23 protein-coding genes are annotated in these 19,385 nt (G+C 67.9%); 5 read left to right on the forward strand and 18 right to left on the reverse strand.

Annotated features, from left to right (window positions below):
* Positions 1 to 33 precede the first annotated feature (33 nt).
* Complete coding sequence (locus AB6V31_RS12645) at positions 34 to 1,059, forward strand: glycoside hydrolase family 6 protein (RefSeq protein WP_369366033.1); 1,026 nt, start codon at positions 34 to 36, stop codon at positions 1,057 to 1,059.
* 121 nt (positions 1,060 to 1,180) lie between these two features.
* On the forward strand, positions 1,181 to 2,119 hold the full coding sequence (locus AB6V31_RS12650; RefSeq protein ID WP_176786377.1) for a response regulator transcription factor: 939 nt from the start codon (positions 1,181 to 1,183) through the stop codon (positions 2,117 to 2,119).
* 92 nt (positions 2,120 to 2,211) lie between these two features.
* Here the strand turns inward: AB6V31_RS12650 and AB6V31_RS12655 are convergent, their stop codons facing one another.
* Positions 2,212 to 3,681, reverse strand: coding sequence for a glycosyltransferase (locus tag AB6V31_RS12655; protein ID WP_056226312.1), 1,470 nt, complete (start codon positions 3,679 to 3,681; stop codon positions 2,212 to 2,214).
* Between the two features lie 143 nt (positions 3,682 to 3,824).
* On the opposite strand from AB6V31_RS12655, the gene AB6V31_RS12660 reads away from it, so the two are divergent.
* On the forward strand, positions 3,825 to 4,904 hold the full coding sequence (locus AB6V31_RS12660; RefSeq protein WP_369366036.1) for a hypothetical protein: 1,080 nt from the start codon (positions 3,825 to 3,827) through the stop codon (positions 4,902 to 4,904).
* 15 nt (positions 4,905 to 4,919) lie between these two features.
* Here the strand turns inward: AB6V31_RS12660 and AB6V31_RS12665 are convergent, their stop codons facing one another.
* A complete protein-coding gene (locus tag AB6V31_RS12665) occupies positions 4,920 to 5,717 on the reverse strand; it encodes a fructose 1,6-bisphosphatase (protein WP_369366245.1) in 798 nt (265 codons plus the stop codon).
* 180 nt (positions 5,718 to 5,897) lie between these two features.
* Here AB6V31_RS12665 and AB6V31_RS12670 point away from each other — a divergent pair, with 180 nt between their 5' ends.
* Positions 5,898 to 7,565, forward strand: a complete 1,668-nt coding sequence (locus AB6V31_RS12670; protein WP_369366037.1) for a sensor histidine kinase — start codon at positions 5,898 to 5,900, stop codon at positions 7,563 to 7,565.
* Positions 7,565 to 8,680 carry a hypothetical protein gene (locus AB6V31_RS12675; RefSeq protein WP_056226306.1) on the forward strand — a complete coding sequence of 372 codons (1,116 nt, stop codon included), beginning with the start codon at positions 7,565 to 7,567 and terminating at the stop codon, positions 8,678 to 8,680. The genes AB6V31_RS12670 and AB6V31_RS12675 overlap by 1 nt, the downstream gene beginning before the upstream one ends.
* On the opposite strand, the gene AB6V31_RS12680 is transcribed toward AB6V31_RS12675, so the two are convergent.
* The 16 genes from AB6V31_RS12680 to rpsE form a co-directional block, all read right to left on the reverse strand.
* Complete coding sequence (locus AB6V31_RS12680) at positions 8,681 to 9,319, reverse strand: hypothetical protein (protein ID WP_369366039.1); 639 nt, start codon at positions 9,317 to 9,319, stop codon at positions 8,681 to 8,683. It abuts the gene before it with no gap.
* Positions 9,320 to 9,433: 114 nt separating this feature from the next.
* Positions 9,434 to 10,126, reverse strand: coding sequence for an endonuclease/exonuclease/phosphatase family protein (locus AB6V31_RS12685; RefSeq protein ID WP_074696433.1), 693 nt, complete (start codon positions 10,124 to 10,126; stop codon positions 9,434 to 9,436).
* Positions 10,127 to 10,195: 69 nt separating this feature from the next.
* Positions 10,196 to 11,053, reverse strand: a complete 858-nt coding sequence (gene truA, locus AB6V31_RS12690; protein ID WP_369366041.1) for a tRNA pseudouridine(38-40) synthase TruA — start codon at positions 11,051 to 11,053, stop codon at positions 10,196 to 10,198.
* Positions 11,054 to 11,167: 114 nt separating this feature from the next.
* Positions 11,168 to 11,731: a 50S ribosomal protein L17 gene (gene rplQ / locus AB6V31_RS12695; protein ID WP_056226294.1), complete on the reverse strand. Its 564-nt coding sequence runs from the start codon at positions 11,729 to 11,731 to the stop codon at positions 11,168 to 11,170.
* 42 nt (positions 11,732 to 11,773) lie between these two features.
* Positions 11,774 to 12,763: a DNA-directed RNA polymerase subunit alpha gene (locus AB6V31_RS12700; RefSeq protein ID WP_056226291.1), complete on the reverse strand. Its 990-nt coding sequence runs from the start codon at positions 12,761 to 12,763 to the stop codon at positions 11,774 to 11,776.
* A gap of 178 nt (positions 12,764 to 12,941) precedes the next feature.
* A complete protein-coding gene (gene rpsK / locus AB6V31_RS12705) occupies positions 12,942 to 13,340 on the reverse strand; it encodes a 30S ribosomal protein S11 (protein ID WP_013583990.1) in 399 nt (132 codons plus the stop codon).
* 36 nt (positions 13,341 to 13,376) lie between these two features.
* The gene (rpsM, locus tag AB6V31_RS12710) at positions 13,377 to 13,751 is read right to left on the reverse strand and encodes a 30S ribosomal protein S13 (RefSeq protein WP_056226287.1); all 375 of its coding nucleotides are present in this window, start codon (positions 13,749 to 13,751) and stop codon (positions 13,377 to 13,379) included.
* 143 nt (positions 13,752 to 13,894) lie between these two features.
* Positions 13,895 to 14,011 (reverse strand): 50S ribosomal protein L36, encoded by a 117-nt coding sequence (gene rpmJ / locus AB6V31_RS12715; RefSeq protein ID WP_005050492.1) that lies wholly within the window; start codon positions 14,009 to 14,011, stop codon positions 13,895 to 13,897.
* A 61-nt stretch (positions 14,012 to 14,072) separates the two neighbouring features.
* A complete protein-coding gene (gene infA, locus AB6V31_RS12720; RefSeq protein WP_013583992.1) occupies positions 14,073 to 14,294 on the reverse strand; it encodes a translation initiation factor IF-1 in 222 nt (73 codons plus the stop codon).
* A gap of 141 nt (positions 14,295 to 14,435) precedes the next feature.
* Entirely contained in the window at positions 14,436 to 15,140 is a 705-nt protein-coding gene (locus AB6V31_RS12725) for a thioredoxin domain-containing protein (RefSeq protein WP_056226285.1), read from the reverse strand.
* A complete protein-coding gene (gene map, locus AB6V31_RS12730; protein ID WP_369366043.1) occupies positions 15,140 to 15,979 on the reverse strand; it encodes a type I methionyl aminopeptidase in 840 nt (279 codons plus the stop codon). Before map ends, AB6V31_RS12725 begins: the two co-directional genes overlap by 1 nt.
* A gap of 1 nt (position 15,980) precedes the next feature.
* Positions 15,981 to 16,577 (reverse strand): adenylate kinase, encoded by a 597-nt coding sequence (locus AB6V31_RS12735; protein WP_056226282.1) that lies wholly within the window; start codon positions 16,575 to 16,577, stop codon positions 15,981 to 15,983.
* A complete protein-coding gene (gene secY, locus AB6V31_RS12740) occupies positions 16,574 to 17,896 on the reverse strand; it encodes a preprotein translocase subunit SecY (RefSeq protein WP_056226277.1) in 1,323 nt (440 codons plus the stop codon). Before secY ends, AB6V31_RS12735 begins: the two co-directional genes overlap by 4 nt.
* 109 nt (positions 17,897 to 18,005) lie before the next feature.
* A complete protein-coding gene (rplO, locus tag AB6V31_RS12745) occupies positions 18,006 to 18,539 on the reverse strand; it encodes a 50S ribosomal protein L15 (RefSeq protein ID WP_369366044.1) in 534 nt (177 codons plus the stop codon).
* Positions 18,539 to 18,724 (reverse strand): 50S ribosomal protein L30, encoded by a 186-nt coding sequence (gene rpmD / locus AB6V31_RS12750; RefSeq protein ID WP_013583998.1) that lies wholly within the window; start codon positions 18,722 to 18,724, stop codon positions 18,539 to 18,541. Before rpmD ends, rplO begins: the two co-directional genes overlap by 1 nt.
* On the reverse strand, positions 18,724 to 19,380 hold the full coding sequence (rpsE, locus tag AB6V31_RS12755; protein ID WP_225310208.1) for a 30S ribosomal protein S5: 657 nt from the start codon (positions 19,378 to 19,380) through the stop codon (positions 18,724 to 18,726). The genes rpmD and rpsE overlap by 1 nt, the downstream gene beginning before the upstream one ends.
* Positions 19,381 to 19,385 lie beyond the last annotated feature (5 nt).

Genomic DNA, 19,385 nt, shown 5'->3' on the forward strand with positions numbered 1-19,385 from the left:
CTGGCCCCGCTCACCTCGACTAGAGTCCTGAACGTGGCGAGATCACCCCGGCCGAGGCGGCCCCGACGGCGGGCCCCGCGCGCGCTCATCGTCGCCGGCGCGATCGTCGCCGTCGTCGCTCTCATCGCCGGAATCGGCGTCGTCGGGAGCCTGGTCACGAACCTCTTCCAGACGCTGTCGGCGAAGCCGCCGGCGGTCGGCACCCGGATCGTCGCGCCGGACGAGTCGAAGGCCGCGCAGGCCGCACGCTCGGGAGAGGGCGACACCGACCAGGTCGCGGCCGCGCAGTGGCTCTCCACGCAGCCCACCACGTACTGGCTGACGCCCGAGCTCGACCCCATCGATGAGGTGTGGGACCGAATCGCTCACCTCGCGGCCGAGGCGCGAGACCAGAAGGCATCCATCTCGGTCGCGGTGTACGGACTCCCGGACCGCGATTGCGGCAATCATTCCGCGGGGGGCCTCGACCCCGCGTCGTACGCGCAGTGGACCAAGCGCATCGGCGACGCCCTCCGCAACGCCTCCGACATCCAGAAGATCGTCGTGCTCGAGCCGGACTCCATCGCCCTGTCCTCCTCGTGCGGGTCGGTGAGCGATCGCGCGGGCTATCTGCAGCAGGCGGTTCAGAACATCCGTGGAACGAACACCTGGATCTACGTCGACGGCGGCCACTCCGCGTGGCATCCCGCCGCCGAGATGGCGAGCCTGATCCAGGCGATGGGAGTCCTCCCCGACGTCCGAGGCGTGGCCCTGAACGTCTCGAACTACCAGGACACCGCCGCGGAGTTCGCCTACGCCCACGAGCTGTCCGACCTTCTCGGCGGAACTCACGCGGTCGTCGACACTTCGCGCAACGGCGCAGGCCCCGCCGGGTCGGAGTGGTGCAACCCCTCGGGCCGCCTGGTCGGCAGCCCCGGCGGCTCCTACGGCGATGGAGTGGTCGACACCAACCTGTGGATCAAGCCGGCCGGTGAGAGCGACGGCGAGTGCAACGGGGGTCCCGTCGCCGGCGCATGGTGGCCGGCCGCAGCGGCGGAATTGACCCGCGAACAGCGCTGACCCAGGGGTCGACCGCGACCGTGCCGGGAAGTGTGTCAAAATTGCGCTCGTCGCGCTGCGACACCGCGACTCGGGGGAGAACGCGGGCACGGTCCCGTGCGAAGCCGGAAGAGTGGGTGACATGAGCGACAGCACCGAGATGCTGAAGACAGCCGTAATCGTGGAAGACGATCCCGATATCCGCCACCTGCTGGTCGAGGTGCTCGAATCAGCGGGCTTCTCCACCGTGTCCGTCGGCAACGGGATCGACGGGGTGCGCGCGGTCATCGCCTATCAACCGCTCATCACCACGCTGGACGTGAACATGCCCGGCATCGACGGCTTCGAAGCCGCGCGCCGGATCCGCCAGCAGAGTGACACCTACATCATCATGCTCACCGGTCTCGAAGAAGAGGCCGACGTGGTCCTCGGTCTCGGCGCCGGCGCCGACGAATACGTCGTGAAGCCCTTCCGCCCGCGCGAGCTGCGCGCGCGCATCGAGGCGCTGCTGCGTCGCCCCCGGGGCGGAGAGTCGGCCGTCTCGTCGGCACCGCGCCAGGACAGCGTCGGCCCGTCCTTCCCGGCGGGCCGCTCCGAGGTCCCCAGCGTGCAGCCCGCCGCCACCGGTCCCACGGCGGCCGTCATCGTCCCGTCGTCGCAGGGACCGGAGCCTCGACAGGCCGCTCCGGGCGGAGAGGTCGTCCCGCGGTCGGCACCGGGAGAGCTCACTCCGACCGGCGGCGCCTGGGTCGCGCACCGCGACCTGCTCCTCGACCCCGACAGCCGGCTCGTCCGGGTCGGTGGGGAAGAGCTGGAGCTCACGCGGACCGAGTTCGACCTTCTCGCGACCCTCATGGAATCGAAGCGACGCGTCCGCAGCAAGGCCGATCTCACCCTCGTGCTCCGCGGGGAGTCCTACGTCACGAGCTATTTCGTCGGCGAGGCGGACAAGCGCGCGATCGAGGCGCACATGACGAACCTGCGTCGCAAGCTCGGCGACAACCCCGCGAACCCGCGCTACATCGAGACCGTTCGCGGAGTGGGCTACCGGCTCACCTCCGAGCTGCTCGCGACGCCCTGACGCTCCGCGCATACAACGGATGCCTCGACCCTCCCCAGGGCCGAGGCATCCGTTTTCTCTGATGCGTTCGGGCGTATCAGACCGGGTGTCCGTCAGACCTTGAACCCGTGGTGGCGACGGACGAGCTTGGAGAACATGAGGAGCGTCTGAAGGACGGTCACGACGCCGACGATCGGCCAACCGATCCACAGGATCGACGACTGCACCATCGGACCGACCATCACCCAGATCACGGCGAGCGCGATCGCGACGGCGACCAGCACGACCATCGGGGTCCAGTGGCCGAGACCGCCACCGCGTTCGGCCTTGGCCTGCATGGCCCAGTTGTCGACCTTCTTGCGCGAGAGGAATCGGGTCCAGGAGCGCACGAAGTGGCTGATGCGGATCCACATGAAGATCTCGGCGGGGAAGAACAGGACGGCGAAGAGCACGTCCGTGCGATCGACGTTCTTCATCGTGCGGGCGATGCGCAGGTTCAGCAGCATCGCGATCACCGGCGGGATGAGCCACAGCGGCGAGAACACGAAGGCGCCGATCGAGAGCGAACCCGCCAGCAACGTGAGGAAGGCCACGCGGACGAAGAGGTTCGTGAGCATGCCGAAGTTCTCGAACCAGCGCAGGCGCAGGTTGGGGTGGAACGGCTGGCCCTTCGTATCGCCGCGCTGGCCCGGCCACATCAGCTCGATGGCACCGTAGGTCCACTTCACCTGCTGGGCGTCGTAGCCGGAGAGGGTGGTCATGCCGCCCACGTCGGCGCGGGCGTACGGGCTGATCTTCGTGAGGTAGCCCGCGCTCTTGATCTGCAGGGACAGCAGCGAGTCCTCGACCTCGGAGTCCTTCACCCAGGGGGTGGACTGGTGGTTCTGCTTCATCGCGTCGCGCAGGGCGTTCGTCGAGAAGATCGAGAACTGCCCACCGAGCACGGCCATGTTACGGCCGCGGAGCATGTTCTGCAGGTTGAACGCCGCGAACTGCGTGCGCTGACCCGCGGTGAGGAACCGCGCGACGAGACCCTTGATGGGCTTGTCGTCGATCGTGTAGATCGCCGAGATGCCACCGATGCGCGAGTCCGAGATCGCCTCGGTCTCGAGGTACTCGACGGCCTTGGAGTCGGCGATGGTGTCACCGTCGACGCCGAGAAGGTAGTCGTACCCCTCGACGAGCGAGTAGCCGTAGTTGAGCGCGCCGACCTTCTTGTCGGGGTTCTTCCCGATGTCGTGCACGAAGACCTCGGTGAACTGCTCGCCGAGTTCGGTGTGCAGCTCGTGCGGTCCGCTGAACTCCGACGCGATCTTCACCGTGGCATCCGAGGTGTTGTTCACGACAACGTGGATGACGTCGGGCACACGGGTCTGAGCGAGGAGGGCCTCGATCACGTCCGCGATCGACTCCTCCTCGTTGTAGGCCGGGATGACGCAGCCGATGGTGGACCGGTGCACGGAGGTGTTCTCCAGCACGGCCGCGAAGTCGTCGGCGAAACCGTGCTCACCCGCGGCCTCGAGCGCACCCTGGTGCATGTCGAAGTCCCTCGTGTGGGGGGTGAAGCTGCGCGCATCAGTCATGGCGGTGTCTTCCTGTCGGTTCTCGCGGCGTATCGGCCGAGTCCTACTCTGATAGGTTCGCCGCAAGACGACCGCTGTACACGACCACCGTCGCCGCAAGATTTGCTCAAGATTGCGGCGGCACCCGAAGGAGACGTCCGTCCGTGATCGTCCTCGCCCTGCTGGCATCCATCGCCGCCGCGGGAGTCGCCCTCACGATGCTCTTCCTGGCCCACGGTCGACCCGACGACGATCGGGGCGGAGAACGCGCCGACATGGTCCGGTACTTCGGTATGTCGGCGATCGCCGCCCTCGTGTGCGGGGCGATGAACGTCATGGAGACCGCGTGGGACTCGGTCGCCGCCGCGGCCGCCGGGAACGCGACCAACATCGTGGCGGTCGGACTGCTGTGGGCCGGCGCGCGTCGATTGAACGGTCGACGTGCGATCGGCGCCGTGAGCACGGGCGCCGGCGGCATCCTCCTCTTCGGCCTGACCTTCCTCGTCCCCCTGGACGACGCGACTCTCCTCAAGACGGCCGGTCTCGTCGTGTTCTCGGCGCTGTGCGCGCTGGAATGCGCGCGCCCACCGGTCGGGCAGCTGGGCGGGGCCCGGCTCCTCTCCTGGACGTTGAGCCTCTACGCCGCCTACAACCTCGCCCGCCTCACCGTCGCCGCCGCCTTCGGCATGGGGCCGCTGCTTCGGCCCGGGCCGGTATCGGCTGAGACCACGGCGGCCGTGAGCGCGGTCGCGATCGCCCTGGTCTCCGTGGGCGCCGTCTGGGTCGGTCGGCAGCTCGACGACGACCCCGCGCCCGGAACGCGGGCCTTCGCGCGGGGAGCCCTCCGCCGTGAGACCAGTCGCCTGCTCTCGGAGCACGCCATCATCCGCGCGACCCTCGTCCGCGTCCCCGAGATCGACCTGATCCGCGCCGCCCACAGCGGCGAGCGGGGAGAGACGATGCTGCGCACCGTGGCCGCCGCCGCGATGGATGCGGTGCCCGGTGCCGTCACCGGGATGCCGGCGCGCGACACGGTGTTCGTCGTCGCCCCCGCAGCGACGGACGCAGCCGGGGTCGAGGAGTCGCTGCGCAACGCCTTCGCGCGCCGGATGCCGTCGATCGATTACGACGACGTCCCCGATCTCGCCTTCGAGCACCATCTACTCAGAGACGTCGACGACCTCTCGTGGCTCATGGAGAGCCGGCGGTCGCGACCGCGTCGGACGCAGTCCGGAAGCGAGTGAGTCCGACGCGCAGGGTCAGCCCTGGTTCGTCGTCTGTCCCCAGCCGGGCGCGCGTCCGTTCGTGCTCGATGTGCCCGTGCTCTGCCCGTTCGTAGACTGTCCCTCGTCGGCGAAGATCGCGATCGGGAGGTACTGGTAGACGGTCTGCTGGCTGAACGAGGTGTCGGTGTTGGCCGTTCCCTCGACGGCGACGTTCAGCGCGAACTCCAAGGTGATGCCGTAGGTGTCCGTCGGCAGCTGCCGGATCGAGGTGGTCGGCACGAGAAGACCACCCTGGAAGCTGTTCAGAAGCAGTCCCCGGTCGGAGCGCAGGGTGTCGGAGGGAACCAGGGTCCGCGGGTCGGCGCTGAACTGGAAGGGACTCGACACCTGGCCGCTGGTCTGCGCGGTCTGCGAAGTGATCGAGATGGACGAGACGTAGACGCGACGCTTCTGGGCGAGGACGGCCTTCTCGTCCACGCGGTTGTCGACGATGTTGACCGCGAACCCGAGCTGCTTCTCGTTGGTCGCGGTCCACTCCATCGTCCGCTTGGGATCGACCGCCCAGACGTCGAGGCGCAGCTCGAGGCCGTCCGCGACTTCCGACGTCAGACGCACGGACCCGTCGTAGGTGAACTGCGAGTCGAAGGGCTTCGTGCCCGCCGACGACTGCGGCACGGGTGCGGGGACGACCACGGAGGCGTTGCTTCCGGCCTGTCCGGGGAATTGTCCGATGGCGTCGGCGATCTGGCTGCAGCCGGACAGCATCGTCGGGACGACGAGGGCGAGGGCGACGGCGGTTGCGGCTACGCGTGCACGACGGCGAGAGGGCATGCTCACAGGTATCTCCTGAGGAACGAGCGCGAAACGCGCGAGAGGTCGATGATCGACCATCACGCTGCAGGATGCAGGCCTCAGGGGGAGTCTGACCGGGCGACGCGATCGGGATCACGCGCGGCGAGCAGAGACAGGATGGCGCGCAGAAGACTACACCACTCTCTATACACTCGGAGAATGGCATCCTTGAGGAGCGTCCCCCCGGCGGTTCCTCCGGAGGGCATTCCCGACGACGACACGACGAATCCGGGCAGTCGCACGCGTTCGGTGTGGCTCCTGCAGTTGGTGCTGGGCGCGAGTGTGGTCATCACGGTGCTGCTGGTCCAGGCTCTCGAGCCCTCCCTCTTCTCGCTGTGGCCGTTCTCGTCCGGTGTGGGCGTCATCATCGCGCTCACGGCGATCGCCATCGTGGTGCCCTGGCAGAAGTTCCCTCGGTCGGCGGTCGCCGCGATCCCGTTCGGCGACATCATCGGCATCGGTCTGCTGAGCTTCGGAACCGACCTCCGCTTCGGTTACTTCTGGGTCTTCCCCATCATCTGGATCGCCACCCACTTCACCCTCGTCTACCTGATCTCGGCGATCAGCGCGGTCGGCGTCATCATCGTCGTAGATGCCACGGTGAACGCGTCCGGCCCGGTGACGGCGCTCCGACTGATCGTCGTCCTCCTGTCGCTCGCCTTCATCGCCATCACGTCGTTCCTCTCGGCCCGGCAGACGAGGGCGTTCAAGCAGCTGCTGCGACGGCAGGCCAGCCGTCTGCAGGGAACTCTCCAGCGCGTGTCCGGTCAGGAACGGCGCGTCTCGCAGATGCTGAACGGGCTCGACACCGGCATCGCGCGCCTGTCGGTGGACGGCGAGGTGCTCGCCCTGAACGACACCTACGTCGCCCTCTACGGGGTCGAGCGCGACGAACCGCAGCGCCCCGGGTCGGCTGTCGAATACGCGACGCTGAGAGGCGAGCCCCTGCCCGAGGCGGAGCGACCCTTCGCGCGCGCGTCGCGGGGCGAGCAGTTCGACGACGAGCGTGTGTGGCTGTTCGATCCGCACGGGGAGTGGCACGCCCTGTCCGCCTCGACCCGACGACTCATCTCCTCAGACGAGCCCGAGAGCACGCTGCTGATCGTCCACGACATCACCGCACTGATCGAGTCGGAGCGCGCCCGTGAACGCCTCGCCGCCACGGTGTCCCACGAGCTGCGCAACCCGCTGACGGCGATCATCGGACACGCGGATCTCGCCCTCGACGATCCGAACCTGTCCCCCAAGGTCCGGGAGCAGCTCGAGGTGATCGCTGGCGCCGGCGAGCGGATGCAGAAGCTCATCTCCGAGATCCTCGCGACGTCTCGAGGTGTGTTCCGCGAAACCTCCTCCCCCGTCGCCGCCGACGCGAGTCGGATCATCGCGTCGTCGCTGGCGTCGTTCCGCCCCGCGGCCGCAGCGCGTCGGGTGAGCGTCGTGGACGATCTGCCGGAATCGGCCGAGGTCGGAGGAGACGCCTTCCGTCTCCGCCAGGCGTTCGACAACATCCTGAGCAATGCCATCAAGTACACCCCGGCGGGGGGAACGATCCGCATCTCGGGCGAGGTCTCGGAGGAGGACGTGATCCTGAACTTCGCGGACACGGGGATCGGCATCCACCCCGATGACCTCGAGCGCGTCTTCGATCCGTATTTCCGCGCGCAGTCCGTCCGCGAGAGCCCCACACCCGGGACCGGGCTCGGAATGGGCATCATCCGCAGCATCGTCGAGGATCAGGGCGGTTCGCTCTTCCTCGAGAGCGAGCTGGGCGCAGGCACGACGGTCACGGTGATCCTGCCCGCCCGCGCCGAAGCCGGAGCCGCCTGATGCCGTCGGACGTCCTGTCCAATCTCGGTTTGGCGCAGGCGACGGTCGCGACCCTCGGGACCGTGATGATCATCGGGTTGGGCTTCTTGCACCGTCCCTCCCGATCCGCGCTGCTGTGGTCGCTGGCGTTCGTGTTGGCGATGTCGAGCACCTGGGTCTCGGTCACCGGGGCGATCCTCGAGGACGAGACCGTCCGTCGCGCCGGCCTCGGTCTCATGCTGGGGGCCCCCGCCCTCATTTGGTCGGGCTTCCGTGCGCGTCGCGGGGCGCGCGCCCTTCCCTGGGTCGGGGCCGCCCAGGCCGTGGCGACGGCGCTCGTGTTCGTCCTCGTCACCGATCTCAGCGCCTACGGTCTGGTGTTCCGCTTGGCGTTCGTCGGCTCCTCGGTCTTCGCGGGTCTCACCGTGTGGGAGTTGCGTCTCGCCGCCGACCGCCTTGAACGCTTGGCGCTCCCCCTGACGGTCGTCTCGGCCGCCTTCGTGGCGCTGGGGGTCGGGACGCTTATCTCGGGGCTCGCCGCGCCCACGACGCTGGGCGATCTCGAGCTGCCGCGAGTCCTCAACGGGCTGGGGATGCTGATCTTCCTCGTGTGCGCCACGGTCTCACTGCTGTATTTCACCTCGGTCTCCCCGAGTGGCCGACGCGCGGCATCGAGCTGGCCGCACTTCGTCGTCACCGCCACCGACCGCCTGTCTCGCGCGGAGCGCGCGCACGAGGAATCGTGGGCCGTCTTGAGCGTCCGTCTCGACGACCCCGCCCAGCTGCGCAGTGCTGCGGGCGAGAGCGGTTGGCTCAGCCTGGTCGCGCAGTTCGAGGCGATCGTGGCCGATACCTTTCCCGCCGAGGCGGACTTGGGCCGGGAGATCCGCGGCCGCGTGGTGGTCGTCGTCTCCCGTCCGGACTCGGTACTCCGCGAGCACGTGCGCTCCGTCCTCCGCCGGGTCACCGAACTCGACGTCTCCGCCTTCATCGACATCCAGCTCTCCGCGAGCGTCGGATGGGTTCCGGCGGCGACCGGCGGTTACGATCTGACCTCGCTCATCGCCGCAGCGGACGCGGCGGCCGGGGAGGCGACGCGCCACGGCGGCGACCGGTGGGAGCGCGTCAGAGCCTGATCAGCCGCCGGTGCCGGCGTCTCCGCCACCCGCGATCGCCACGGTCAGCGAATCGCTGGCCGTCTGCTTCGCGAACTCGTTCGACGTGGGGGTGGTCTGAACCAAGAACTCGAAGGTGAACTGAAGGGTGACGAATGTCGCCTCCGCCGGAACCTCTCCGACGTTGAACGTCTGCGAGTAGCTGTACGGCGAGAGAACCAGGTAACCCGGAGCATCCGTCTGGTCGCTCTGGGGCGAGAGCGCCGCGAACGACTGCGACGCGTTGCCCGGTACCGCCGTCATCGTTGCCCGCTGCAGGTACACCTTCTGCCCGTCGTTGGGCGTCACCGTCGTCTCCATCGAGAGGTTGACGGGCTTGAGAGCGGTCGCCGTCCAGCGGTCCATCGAGAGCGTGGACCAGTAGTTCACCGTGGCGGCGACGGATCCTGCCGTGAGCGAACGTTGCGTGGACCCGCTCGACAGGTCGTTGCGGACGGGCTGCGGGGCCGTCGTCATCGTGGCCGTGGGCGACGCGGACGCGGGCGCTTGACCGCCACCCTGAGCCCACGGAGGAGCTCCGCACCCGGTGAGACCGAGGACGGCCGTCACCGCCACGGCCGTGACGAAAACCGCTCTGCGGCGACGCGCTGCGAGACGCATGAATCCTCCCCCGGACCTTTCCCCCCAGTGTAGGTGGCGTGGAGGCGGGTACCGCCGACCACAGGTGCTGGCCTCGTTGGCGCCGGGGGCGCGGGGATTCATCGCCGTACCGGTTCACGACGCCGCGAAGCTGTGGCCCTGCGTCACCTCTGCGGTGATGAGGATGGGCAGGTGGTCGCTGAGCCCCTGGGGCAGCGTCTTGATGTGCGCGATGTCGAACCCGATCGACGTCGCGAAGTCGTAGTGGCCCCGGAAGAAGCGGTAGCGGGTGTAGGTGCGGGCATCGCTGAGGGTGAGCTCGTACCCCTGGTCTCGCACTTTCTGCCCCAGGTTCTCTTTGAACACCGGGTAGTTGTAGTCGCCCACCATCAGCGCGGGCAGACCGGGGCCGAGGTTCTGCAACTCGGCCAGAGCGGTGCGGATCTGGTGGCGGCGCAGGGAGTTGAGCGCGGTCAGCGGCGCCGCGTGGAACGACGCGACGATGACGTCGCGCCCGCCGTCGATGTCGCGCAACCGCACGCCCAGCATGCGCTCCTCCGCGGGCTTGAGGACGTAGTCGTGCAGGGACTTCTTCAGCCCGATGGCACGGACCTCTTCGGCGCGGAAGGTGTTCTCGCGGTAGTAGACGGCGAGACCTAGGCGGTTGCGCTGAGTCGCCTCCGCGAGCCGGAGACCGCCGATGTGCTCGGGGATGTCGGTGGAGTCGCACTCCTGCAGGCAGAGCACGTCGACCTCGTGCGTGTCGACGAGGGCGACGAGCTCACCGGCGGCGCGGTGCTTGTTGAGGTTGTACGAGATGACCTTCATGGCCCACACAGCATACGACCGGCGTCGAAGAGCGGGGCGAGGGTTGCGCTCACGCCGCCCGAGGCGGATTCAGGATGCCGCGTCGTCGGCGTCGCGACGGTTGCGCGTCTGCTCGGCCCGCGCGGCGAGTAGGTCATCGGCGGGGTAGCCGACCTCGGCAAGCACGAGACCGCGGGCTGCCAGCACCTTGGTCTCTGGAATGCGCAGGCGCGCGTCCCGGATGGCGACGACGTCGTCGACTCCGATCCGCCCCTCCCCCACGGCGACGCACGCGCCGACGAGGGCGCGCACCATGCTGTGGCAGAAGGCGTCCGCGCGCACGTTGGCGACCAGCACACCGTCGTCACCGCGCCGCCAGTCGTATTCGAGCAGGGTCCGGATCGTCGTGGCCTCCTCGCGCGCTTTGCAGTACGCGGCGAAGTCGTGAAGTCCGATCAAGCGCCCCGCGGCGGCATCCATCGCCTCGACGTCGAGCGTGCTTCGCAGTGTGGTCGTCCGCAGCCGGTCGAGGGGGTCGTAGCCGGTCGTCGCGTCGGCCAGACGGTAGCTGTACCGGCGCCAGACGGCCGAGAATCGTGCGTCGAACCCTTCGGGGGCGATCGACGTGCGACTCACCGTCACGTCGGGATACGCACCGAGGACTCCCCGCACGCGGCCGGCGAGGGCGGCGACGGCATCCCCCTCGTCGTTGTCACGCCTGCGGCGGGGCAGACGGGCCGCCTGCTCCTCGTCGAGGTCGAGATGCGCGACCTGCCCGCTCGCGTGCACACCTGCATCGGTGCGCCCGGCCACGATCAGTCGCGGTGAGCCCCCGACGATGCGCTCGAGCGCGGTCTCGAGATCGCCCTGCACCGTGCGCAGCCCGGGCTGGCGGGCCCAGCCACGGAAATGCGAGCCGTCGTAGGCGATGTCGAGACGGATGCGCACGCCTCCAGCCTACGAGCGCCGAGGGGCGCTCGCGAACGCGAGCGGGCGACAACCGTGCGCGAACGACGAAGCCCCCACCCTGATCGGGTGGGGGCCTCGTACGAGCGAGAAGGCTCAGGCCTTGGCGTCGTCCTGGACGGCGTCGTCGGCGGCGGCCTCGGCGGCAGCGCCCTCCTCGGGCGACTCGGCGCCGGCCTCGGCGGCCTCGTCGTTCGAGGTCTCCTCAGCAGCGGTCTCGTCGGCGGTGGGCTCCTCGGCGGCGGCCGGGGCGGCAGCGGCGGCGGGGGCCGCAGCGGCCTTGTTCGACGCCTTCTTCGCGACGGGCTCGAGCACGAGCTCGATCACGGCCATGGGGGCGTTGTCGCCCTTGCGGTTGCCGACCTTGGTGATGCGGGTGTAGCCGCCGTCACGCTCGGCCACCAGGGGCGCGATCTCGGTGAAGAGGGTGTGCACGACCTCTTTGTCGCCGATGACGCTCAGCACGCGACGACGCGCGTGGAGGTCGCCACGCTTGGCGAAGGTGATGAGGCGCTCAGCGAGCGGGCGGAGGCGCTTGGCCTTCGTCTCGGTCGTCTTGATCGACTTGTGCGTGTAGAGGGCTGCCGCGAGGTTCGCGAGAAGCAGACGCTCGTGGGCCGGGCCGCCTCCGAGGCGGGGACCCTTCGTGGGCTTGGGCATGTCTTATTACTCCAGGAGAAGGTTCGGTCGGGTCCGACGGGGTCAGACGGTTTCTTCGTCGTAGCCGCTGTAGAACTGAGCGCCGTCGAAACCGGGCACCGAGTCCTTGAGCGACAGGCCGAGGGAGGTGAGCTTGTCGCGCACCTCGTCGACCGACTTCTGACCGAAGTTGCGGATGTTCATCAGCTGCGTCTCGGAAAGGGCGACCAGCTCCGAAACGGTGTTGATTCCCTCGCGCTTGAGGCAGTTGTACGAGCGGACCGACAGATCGAGGTCTTCGATCGGCATCGACAGCTCGTTCGAGAGGACGGTCTCGACCGGCGCGGGGCCGATCTCGATGCCCTCGGCCTCGACGTTCAGCTCGCGGGCGAGGCCGAAGAGCTCGACGAGGGTACGACCGGCGGAGGCCACGGCATCGCGCGGGGCGATGGAGGCCTTCGACTCGACGTCCAGCACCAGCTTGTCGAAGTCGGTTCGCTCACCCGCACGGGTGGCGTCGACGCGGTAGCTGACCTTGAGCACGGGCGAGTAGATCGAGTCGATCGGGATCTGACCGGCCTCGGCGTACTCGTTGCGGTTCTGGGTCGCCGAGACGTAGCCGCGGCCACGCTCGATCGTCAGTTCGAGCTCGAACTTGGCGGTGTCGTTGAGCGTCGCGATGACCAACTCGGGGTTGTGCACCTCGACACCCGCGGGAGCGGAGATGTCGGCGGCGGTGACCTCACCGGCGCCGGTCTTGCGCAGGTACGCCGTGATGGGCTCGTCGCGCTCGCTCGAGACGACCAGCTGCTTAATGTTCAGGATGATCTCGGTGACGTCTTCCTTCACGCCCGGGATGGTGCTGAACTCGTGCAGGACGCCGTCGATGCGGATGCTCGTGACGGCCGCGCCGGGGATCGACGACAGGAGGCTGCGACGCAGCGCGTTGCCGATCGTGTAACCGAAGCCGGGCTCCAGCGGCTCGATGACGAAACGGCTGCGGAACTCCCCGATCTTCTCCTCGGTCAGAGTGGGACGCTGTGCGATGAGCACTATGTGTTCCTTTCGATCACGTGCCCGCTATATGACACGTGTAATGGGGTGAGGTGTTGAGTTGTACTCGCGGGATGCCAAGTGACCTCGACGGTCGCTCGGGGCATCCGGAAGTCTGAATCGCGCGGGAGCGCGGCGTTCCCGGGGAGTGACGAGCACTCCCCGGGAACGAAACGCATCAGACGCGGCGACGCTTGGGCGGACGGCAGCCGTTGTGGGCCTGCGGCGTCACGTCCTGGATCGAGCCGACCTCGAGGCCGGCCGCGGTGAGCGAACGGATCGCGGTCTCACGACCCGAACCCGGACCCTTCACGAAGACGTCGACCTTCTTGACGCCGTGCTCCTGCGCCTGGCGAGCGGCCGACTCCGCGGCCATGCCGGCGGCGTAGGGCGTCGACTTGCGCGAGCCCTTGAACCCGACACCGCCGGACGAAGCCCAGCTGATGACGGCACCCGAGGGGTCGGTGATCGAAACGATGGTGTTGTTGAACGTCGACTTGATGTGGGCCTGACCCACGGCGATGTTCTTCTTTTCCTTGCGGCGCGGCTTGCGCGCGGCGGACTTGGCCTGTGCCATGTGCGTTCTCCTGAATCCTGACGCTCAGCCCGCGGCTTAGCGCGCCTTCTTCTTGCCGGCGACGGTGCGCTTGGGACCCTTGCGGGTACGCGCGTTCGTCTTCGTGCGCTGACCGCGCACCGGGAGGCCGCGGCGGTGGCGCAGGCCCTCGTAGGAACCGATCTCGACCTTGCGGCGGATGTCGGCGGCGACCTCGCGACGGAGGTCACCCTCCACCTTGTAGGTGCCTTCGATGTGGTCGCGCAGAGCGACCAGCTGGTCGTCGGTGAGGTCCTTGACGCGGATGTCCTGGCTGATGTCCGTTGCGTTCAGGATCTCGACGGAGCGGGTGCGACCCACGCCGTAGATGTAAGTAAGTGCGATCACCACGCGCTTGTCGCGCGGGATGTCGACGCCGGCGAGACGTGCCATGCGGCTCTCCTCAGAGTGTCGTGGAGGTGTGGAGCAGGATCGGTGCTCGGGCCTCCGACCCGAGGTGTCCCCCATCCGCCTTCGCGGACGGGATCTGATCCTGCCGTTGTGTATTCAGTTGGAAAAGGTGTCGAGCTGGAAGCTCAGCCCTGGCGCTGCTTGTGGCGCGGGTTGCTCTTGCAGATCACCATCACGCGCCCGTGACGACGGATCACCTTGCAGTGGTCGCAGATGGGCTTGACGGAGGGGTTGACCTTCATGATGTTCCTGATTTCGCTGTCTTCGAGACCGCGGAAGCGGCTCGTTACTTCTCGGCCGGACTCAGCGGTAGCGGTAGACGATACGACCACGGGTGAGGTCGTAGGGGCTCAGTTCGACGACGACGCGGTCCTCCGGGATGATGCGGATGTAGTTCTGCCGCATCTTGCCCGAGATGGTCGCGAGCACTTTGTGCCCGTTCGTCAGCTCGACACGGAACATCGCGTTGGGCAGTGCTTCGGACACCGTGCCCTCGATCTCGATGACACCGTCTTTCTTCGCCATAAACTCGCTCACGCTCAGTTGCAGACCGGCCGGTCTGCGGTGGATGGGGATTCGGTGCTTCGACACGCCAATGAAGGCGCAACGCACCAAAGATCAAGCATACGTGGTATCGCCTGACCCGGCAACTCGCCGGGAGTGTCGTCAGCCGTTGAGGCGGGCGACGATGTCCTTCTGCGGGTCGCCGGACAGGTCGGTCTGGTTCTGCAGGACGGTGCCGTTGACGGCGATCGTCGGCGTGGCCACACTGGTCGCGTTCGGCTGCAACGGGGTCTTCTGCGTCATCGCCGTCACGAACTTGGTGTACGTGCCCGACGTGATGCAAGAGGACACGGCATCCGATGCTCCCGCTGACGTCGCGATCGAGGCGAGGGTCGCGTCATCGAGGCCCGCGGTGTTCTCCTTGGGCTGCTGGGCGTAGAGCGCCTTCACGAACGCCGGGATGTTCGCGGAGTTGTCCACCGCGACGCAGTACGCGGCGTTGGCCGCACGCGTCGAGTACTGGGTGCCCTGCGAGAGACGGTCGAGGATGGCGATCGGGTGGATCTTCAGCGTGATCGTGCTGTCGTCGACGAGCTGTTGCAGGGTCGGGCCGTACGCCTGCTCGAACGAGTTGCACACGGGGCACATGAAGTCGATGTAGGTGTCGACGGTCTTCTCACCCGATCCGACGGAGATCGCACCGGTCTCGGTGTCGACCGCGGAGGCCTGCGGCAGCGTGCCGGGCGAGGTCGCCTGGCTGTTGGCGAACCACACCACTCCCCCGACGATCAGGACCACGACCAGAGCGGCGGCGGTCACCCCGATCGCGAACCAGTTGGTGGTCTTCCGCGCGGCGGCCATCATCATCAGTCGATCTCCTTCGGCACCACACCGAACGGCGCCAGTTTCTCGGCACCGCCGTCATGCGCGGTGAGGACCCAGATGCCTCCATCATGCACGGCGACACTATGTTCCCAATGGGAGCCGGCCGTGCCGTCGACGGTCGAGACGGTCCACCCGTCGTCCTCGGTGAACGTCTCCTGGTCGCCGATGACGACCATGGGCTCGATCGCGACGGCCAGGCCGGGGCGCACCTCGGGTCCGCGGTCCGGAACCGCGTAGTTGAAGATGCTCGGCGACTCGTGCATCTTGCGGCCGATGCCGTGACCCACGTAATCGCGCAGGATGCCGTAGCCCCCCGCGGGCGCGTGCTCCTGGATGTACTGCTCGATGGCCGCGCCGACCTCGGCGAGGTGGCTGGCGCGGCTGAGCGCCGCGATCCCCGCCCACAGCGATCCCTCGGTCACCTCGGACAGTCGCCGACGCGGTGCCACGAGTTCTTCGGGCGCCTCTCCCGGCACGATCATCGTGAAAGCGGAATCGCCGTTCCATCCGCGGAACTCCGCTCCCGCGTCGATCGAGAGGATGTCACCCGCCTGCAGAGGACGATCGTTCGGGATGCCGTGGACCACCTCCTCGTTCACGGAGGCGCAGATGGTGTGCCGATAGCCGCGCACCATCTGGAAGTTGGACACCGCTCCGCGCGCCGTGATCAGCGAGGACGCCGCCGCATCGAGCTCGAGCGTCGTGACGCCCGGCGCGATCAGTGCGCGGACGGCATCCAGTGCATCGGCGGTGATGAGTCCGGGTTCGACCATCGACCGCAGCTGCGCGGGCTTCTTGTAGATCGAGGAGCGCAACCCCACGTCAGGCGGCCGGGGTCGCGGCGATGCCGCGCGCTTCGAGAGCAGCGAAGATCCGGGCCGTGACCTCGTCGAGGCTGCCCACCCCGTCGATCTCGTCCACGATGCCGCGCGTGCCGTAGACATCGAGAATGGGGGCCGTCTCGCGCTCGTAGATCCCCAGACGGGTCGCGATCGCCTCTTCGGTGTCGTCGGCGCGGCCCTGCTCGGCGGCGCGGGCGGTGAGACGCGACAGCGACTCCTCTCGGGGCACCACGAGCGCGATCACGGCATCGAGGGACTCGCCGCGGCCCTCGAGGAACTCGTCGAGGTGCATGACCTGCGCGAGGTTGCGGGGGTACCCGTCGAGGAGGAATCCCTCGGCGGCGTCGTCCTGCGCCAGACGGTCGCGTACGACGGCGCTGGTCAGCTCGTCGGGAACGAGGTCGCCCCCATCGATGATGGACTTCACCTGTAGGCCGAGCTCCGTGCCGTCCTTGACGTTGGCGCGGAACACGTCACCCGTGGAGACGACCGGGATGCCGAGGGCGTCGCCGACGCGGACGCCCTGGGTTCCCTTGCCCGAGCCCTGCGGCCCGACGATCAGAAGGCGAGCGGTCATCGCAGCAGCCCTTCGTAGTGGCGCTGCTGAAGCTGCGCGTCGATCTGCTTCACCGTCTCGAGGCCGACACCCACGATGATGAGGATCGAGGCTCCGCCGAAGGGGAAGTTCTGGTTGGCGCCTACCGTGGCCAGCGCCACCAGAGGCAGCAGCGCGATCAGACCGAGGTAGATCGAGCCCGGCAGCGTGATGCGGGTGAGCACGTAGTCGAGGTACTCGGCGGTGGGGCGACCGGCACGGATGCCCGGGATGAACCCGCCGTACTTCTTCATGTTGTCGGCGACGTCGACCGGGTTGAACGTGATCGCCACGTAGAAGTACGCGAAGCCGATGATCAGGAGGAAGTACACGAGCATGTACAGCGGGTGGTCGCCACGCGTCAGGTACTGGGAGATCCAGGTCACCCACGGGGCCGGCTCCTGGCCCGCCTGCGGCTGGTTGAACTGGGCGATGAGCGCCGGGATGTACAGCAGCGACGAGGCGAAGATGACCGGCACGACACCGGCCATGTTGACCTTGATCGGGATGTACGTGTTCGTGCCGCCGTAGGTGCGGCGTCCGACCATGCGTTTGGCGTACTGCACCGGGATTCGACGCTGCGACTGTTCGACGAACACCACGAGGGCGACGATCACGATGCTGACGGCGAGCACGAGGAGGAAGACCTCGACGCCGCGGGCGTTGAGGATCGAGATCATCGCGCCGGGGAACGTGGCGGCGATCGAGGTGAAGATGAGGATCGACATGCCGTTGCCGACGCCGCGCTCGGTGACGAGCTCGGCGAACCACATGACCAGGCCGGTGCCGGCGGTCATCGTGATGATCATGAGCAGCTGCGCCCACCAGATGTCATTGGTGAGGAGCTGCTGGCACTCGGGCACACCGGCGGAGCCGAAGAGCTGGCCCGAGCGCGCCACCGTGACGAGCGTCGTCGACTGCAGAAGAGCGAGCGCGATCGTGAGGTAGCGGGTGTACTGCGTGAGCTTGGCCTGACCCGCCTGGCCCTCTTTGTAGAGGGTCTCGAAGTGCGGGATGACCACGCGCAGCAGCTGCACGATGATGGTCGCCGTGATGTACGGCATCACCCCGAGGGCGAAGATCGACAGCTGCAGCAGAGCGCCACCGGAGAACAGGTTGACCAGGGAGAGCAGACCCTCGGTACCACCCGACTGGTTCAGACACTGCTGAACGTTCGGGAAGTCGACGAAGGGCGTCGGCACGTGGGCACCCAGCCGGTAGATGGCGATGATGCCCAGCGTGAAGGCGATCTTCCGCCTCAGGTCGGGCGTGCGGAAAACCCGCGCGATGGCGCTGAACAAGGGAGATTCCTCCAGAACGATCTCGGCACGCGACGGGGCGCACACCAAATCAGACTAACCCAGAAGGGGCCGACGGCCGTAAGGCCGCCGGCCCCTCCAGGGTCGGGCGTCAGTTGACGGAGCCGCCAGCGGCGACGATCTTCTGCTCAGCGGAGCCGGAGACCTTGTCGACCGAAACGGTCAGCGCGACCGAGACGTCGCCGGTGCCGAGCACCTTGACCTTCTCGTTCTTGCGGACGGCGCCCTTGGCCACCAGGTCGGCGACGGTCACGTCGCCACCCTGCGGGTAGAGCTCGCCGAGCTTGTCCAGGTTCACGACCTGGTACTCGACACGGAACGGGTTCTTGAAGCCGCGGAGCTTCGGGGTGCGCATGTGCAGCGGCATCTGCCCACCCTCGAAGCCGACCTTGACCTGGTAACGGGCCTTGGTTCCCTTGGTACCGCGACCCGACGTCTTACCCTTCGAGCCCTCACCGCGACCCACACGGGTCTTGGCGGTGCGGGCGCCCGGGACGGGACGCAGGTGGTGGACCTTGAGCACGCCGGGGCGCGCCGCGGGGGCTTCCTTCTTCTCGGCCGTCTTACGAGCCGATGCCTTCTTCGGGGCGTCGACCGTGGCGGTCTCGTCCTTCTTGGCAGCCATTAGTCGATCTCCTCAACCTTGACGAGGTGGGCGACGGTCTTGACGTAACCGCGCGTCTGCGCGTCGTCGGGACGGACGACCGAGTCGCCGATCCGCTTGAGACCGAGCGAACGCAGCGTGTCACGCTGGTTCTGCTTCTCGCTCACCTTGGACTTGATCTGCGTGACCTTCAGACGCTCGGCCATCAGGCACCTACCTTCTGAGCGGCGGCCTCGGCGCGCACGAGGCGGGCCGGGGCGACCTGGTCGAACTCCAGGCCACGGCGGGCGGCCACGGCGCGGGGCTCCTCGAGCGACTTCAGCGCCTCGACGGTCGCGTGCACGATGTTGATCGTGTTCGACGAGCCGAGCGACTTCGAGAGGACATCGTGGATGCCGGCGCACTCGAGGACGGCGCGGACGGGACCACCGGCAATAACACCGGTACCGGCAGCGGCGGGGCGCAGGAGCACCACACCGGCAGCGGCCTCACCCTGGACGGGGTGGGGAATGGTCGAGCCCGAGCGGGGGACGCGGAAGAAGTTGCGCTTGGCCTCTTCGACACCCTTCGAGATGGCGAGGGGGACTTCGCGGGCCTTGCCGTAACCGACACCCACGACGCCGTTGCCATCGCCCACGACGACGAGCGCCGTGAAGCTGAAGCGACGGCCACCCTTGACCACCTTCGACACGCGGTTGATCGTCACGACGCGCTCGAGGAACTGGCTCTCGTTGCGGTCGCGCGAACCACGGTCGCGCTGGTTGGTGTTGCGCTCGCGACCACCGCGACGCGGCTCGCGCTCACGCTCGGCGGGGGCCTGAGCCGCAGCCGCACCCTCAGCCGGTGCAGTCTGCTCGGTCACTTCGG

It is taken from the genome of Microbacterium sp. 16-032 (assembly GCF_041079455.1).
Classification (GTDB): domain Bacteria; phylum Actinomycetota; class Actinomycetes; order Actinomycetales; family Microbacteriaceae; genus Microbacterium; species Microbacterium testaceum_A.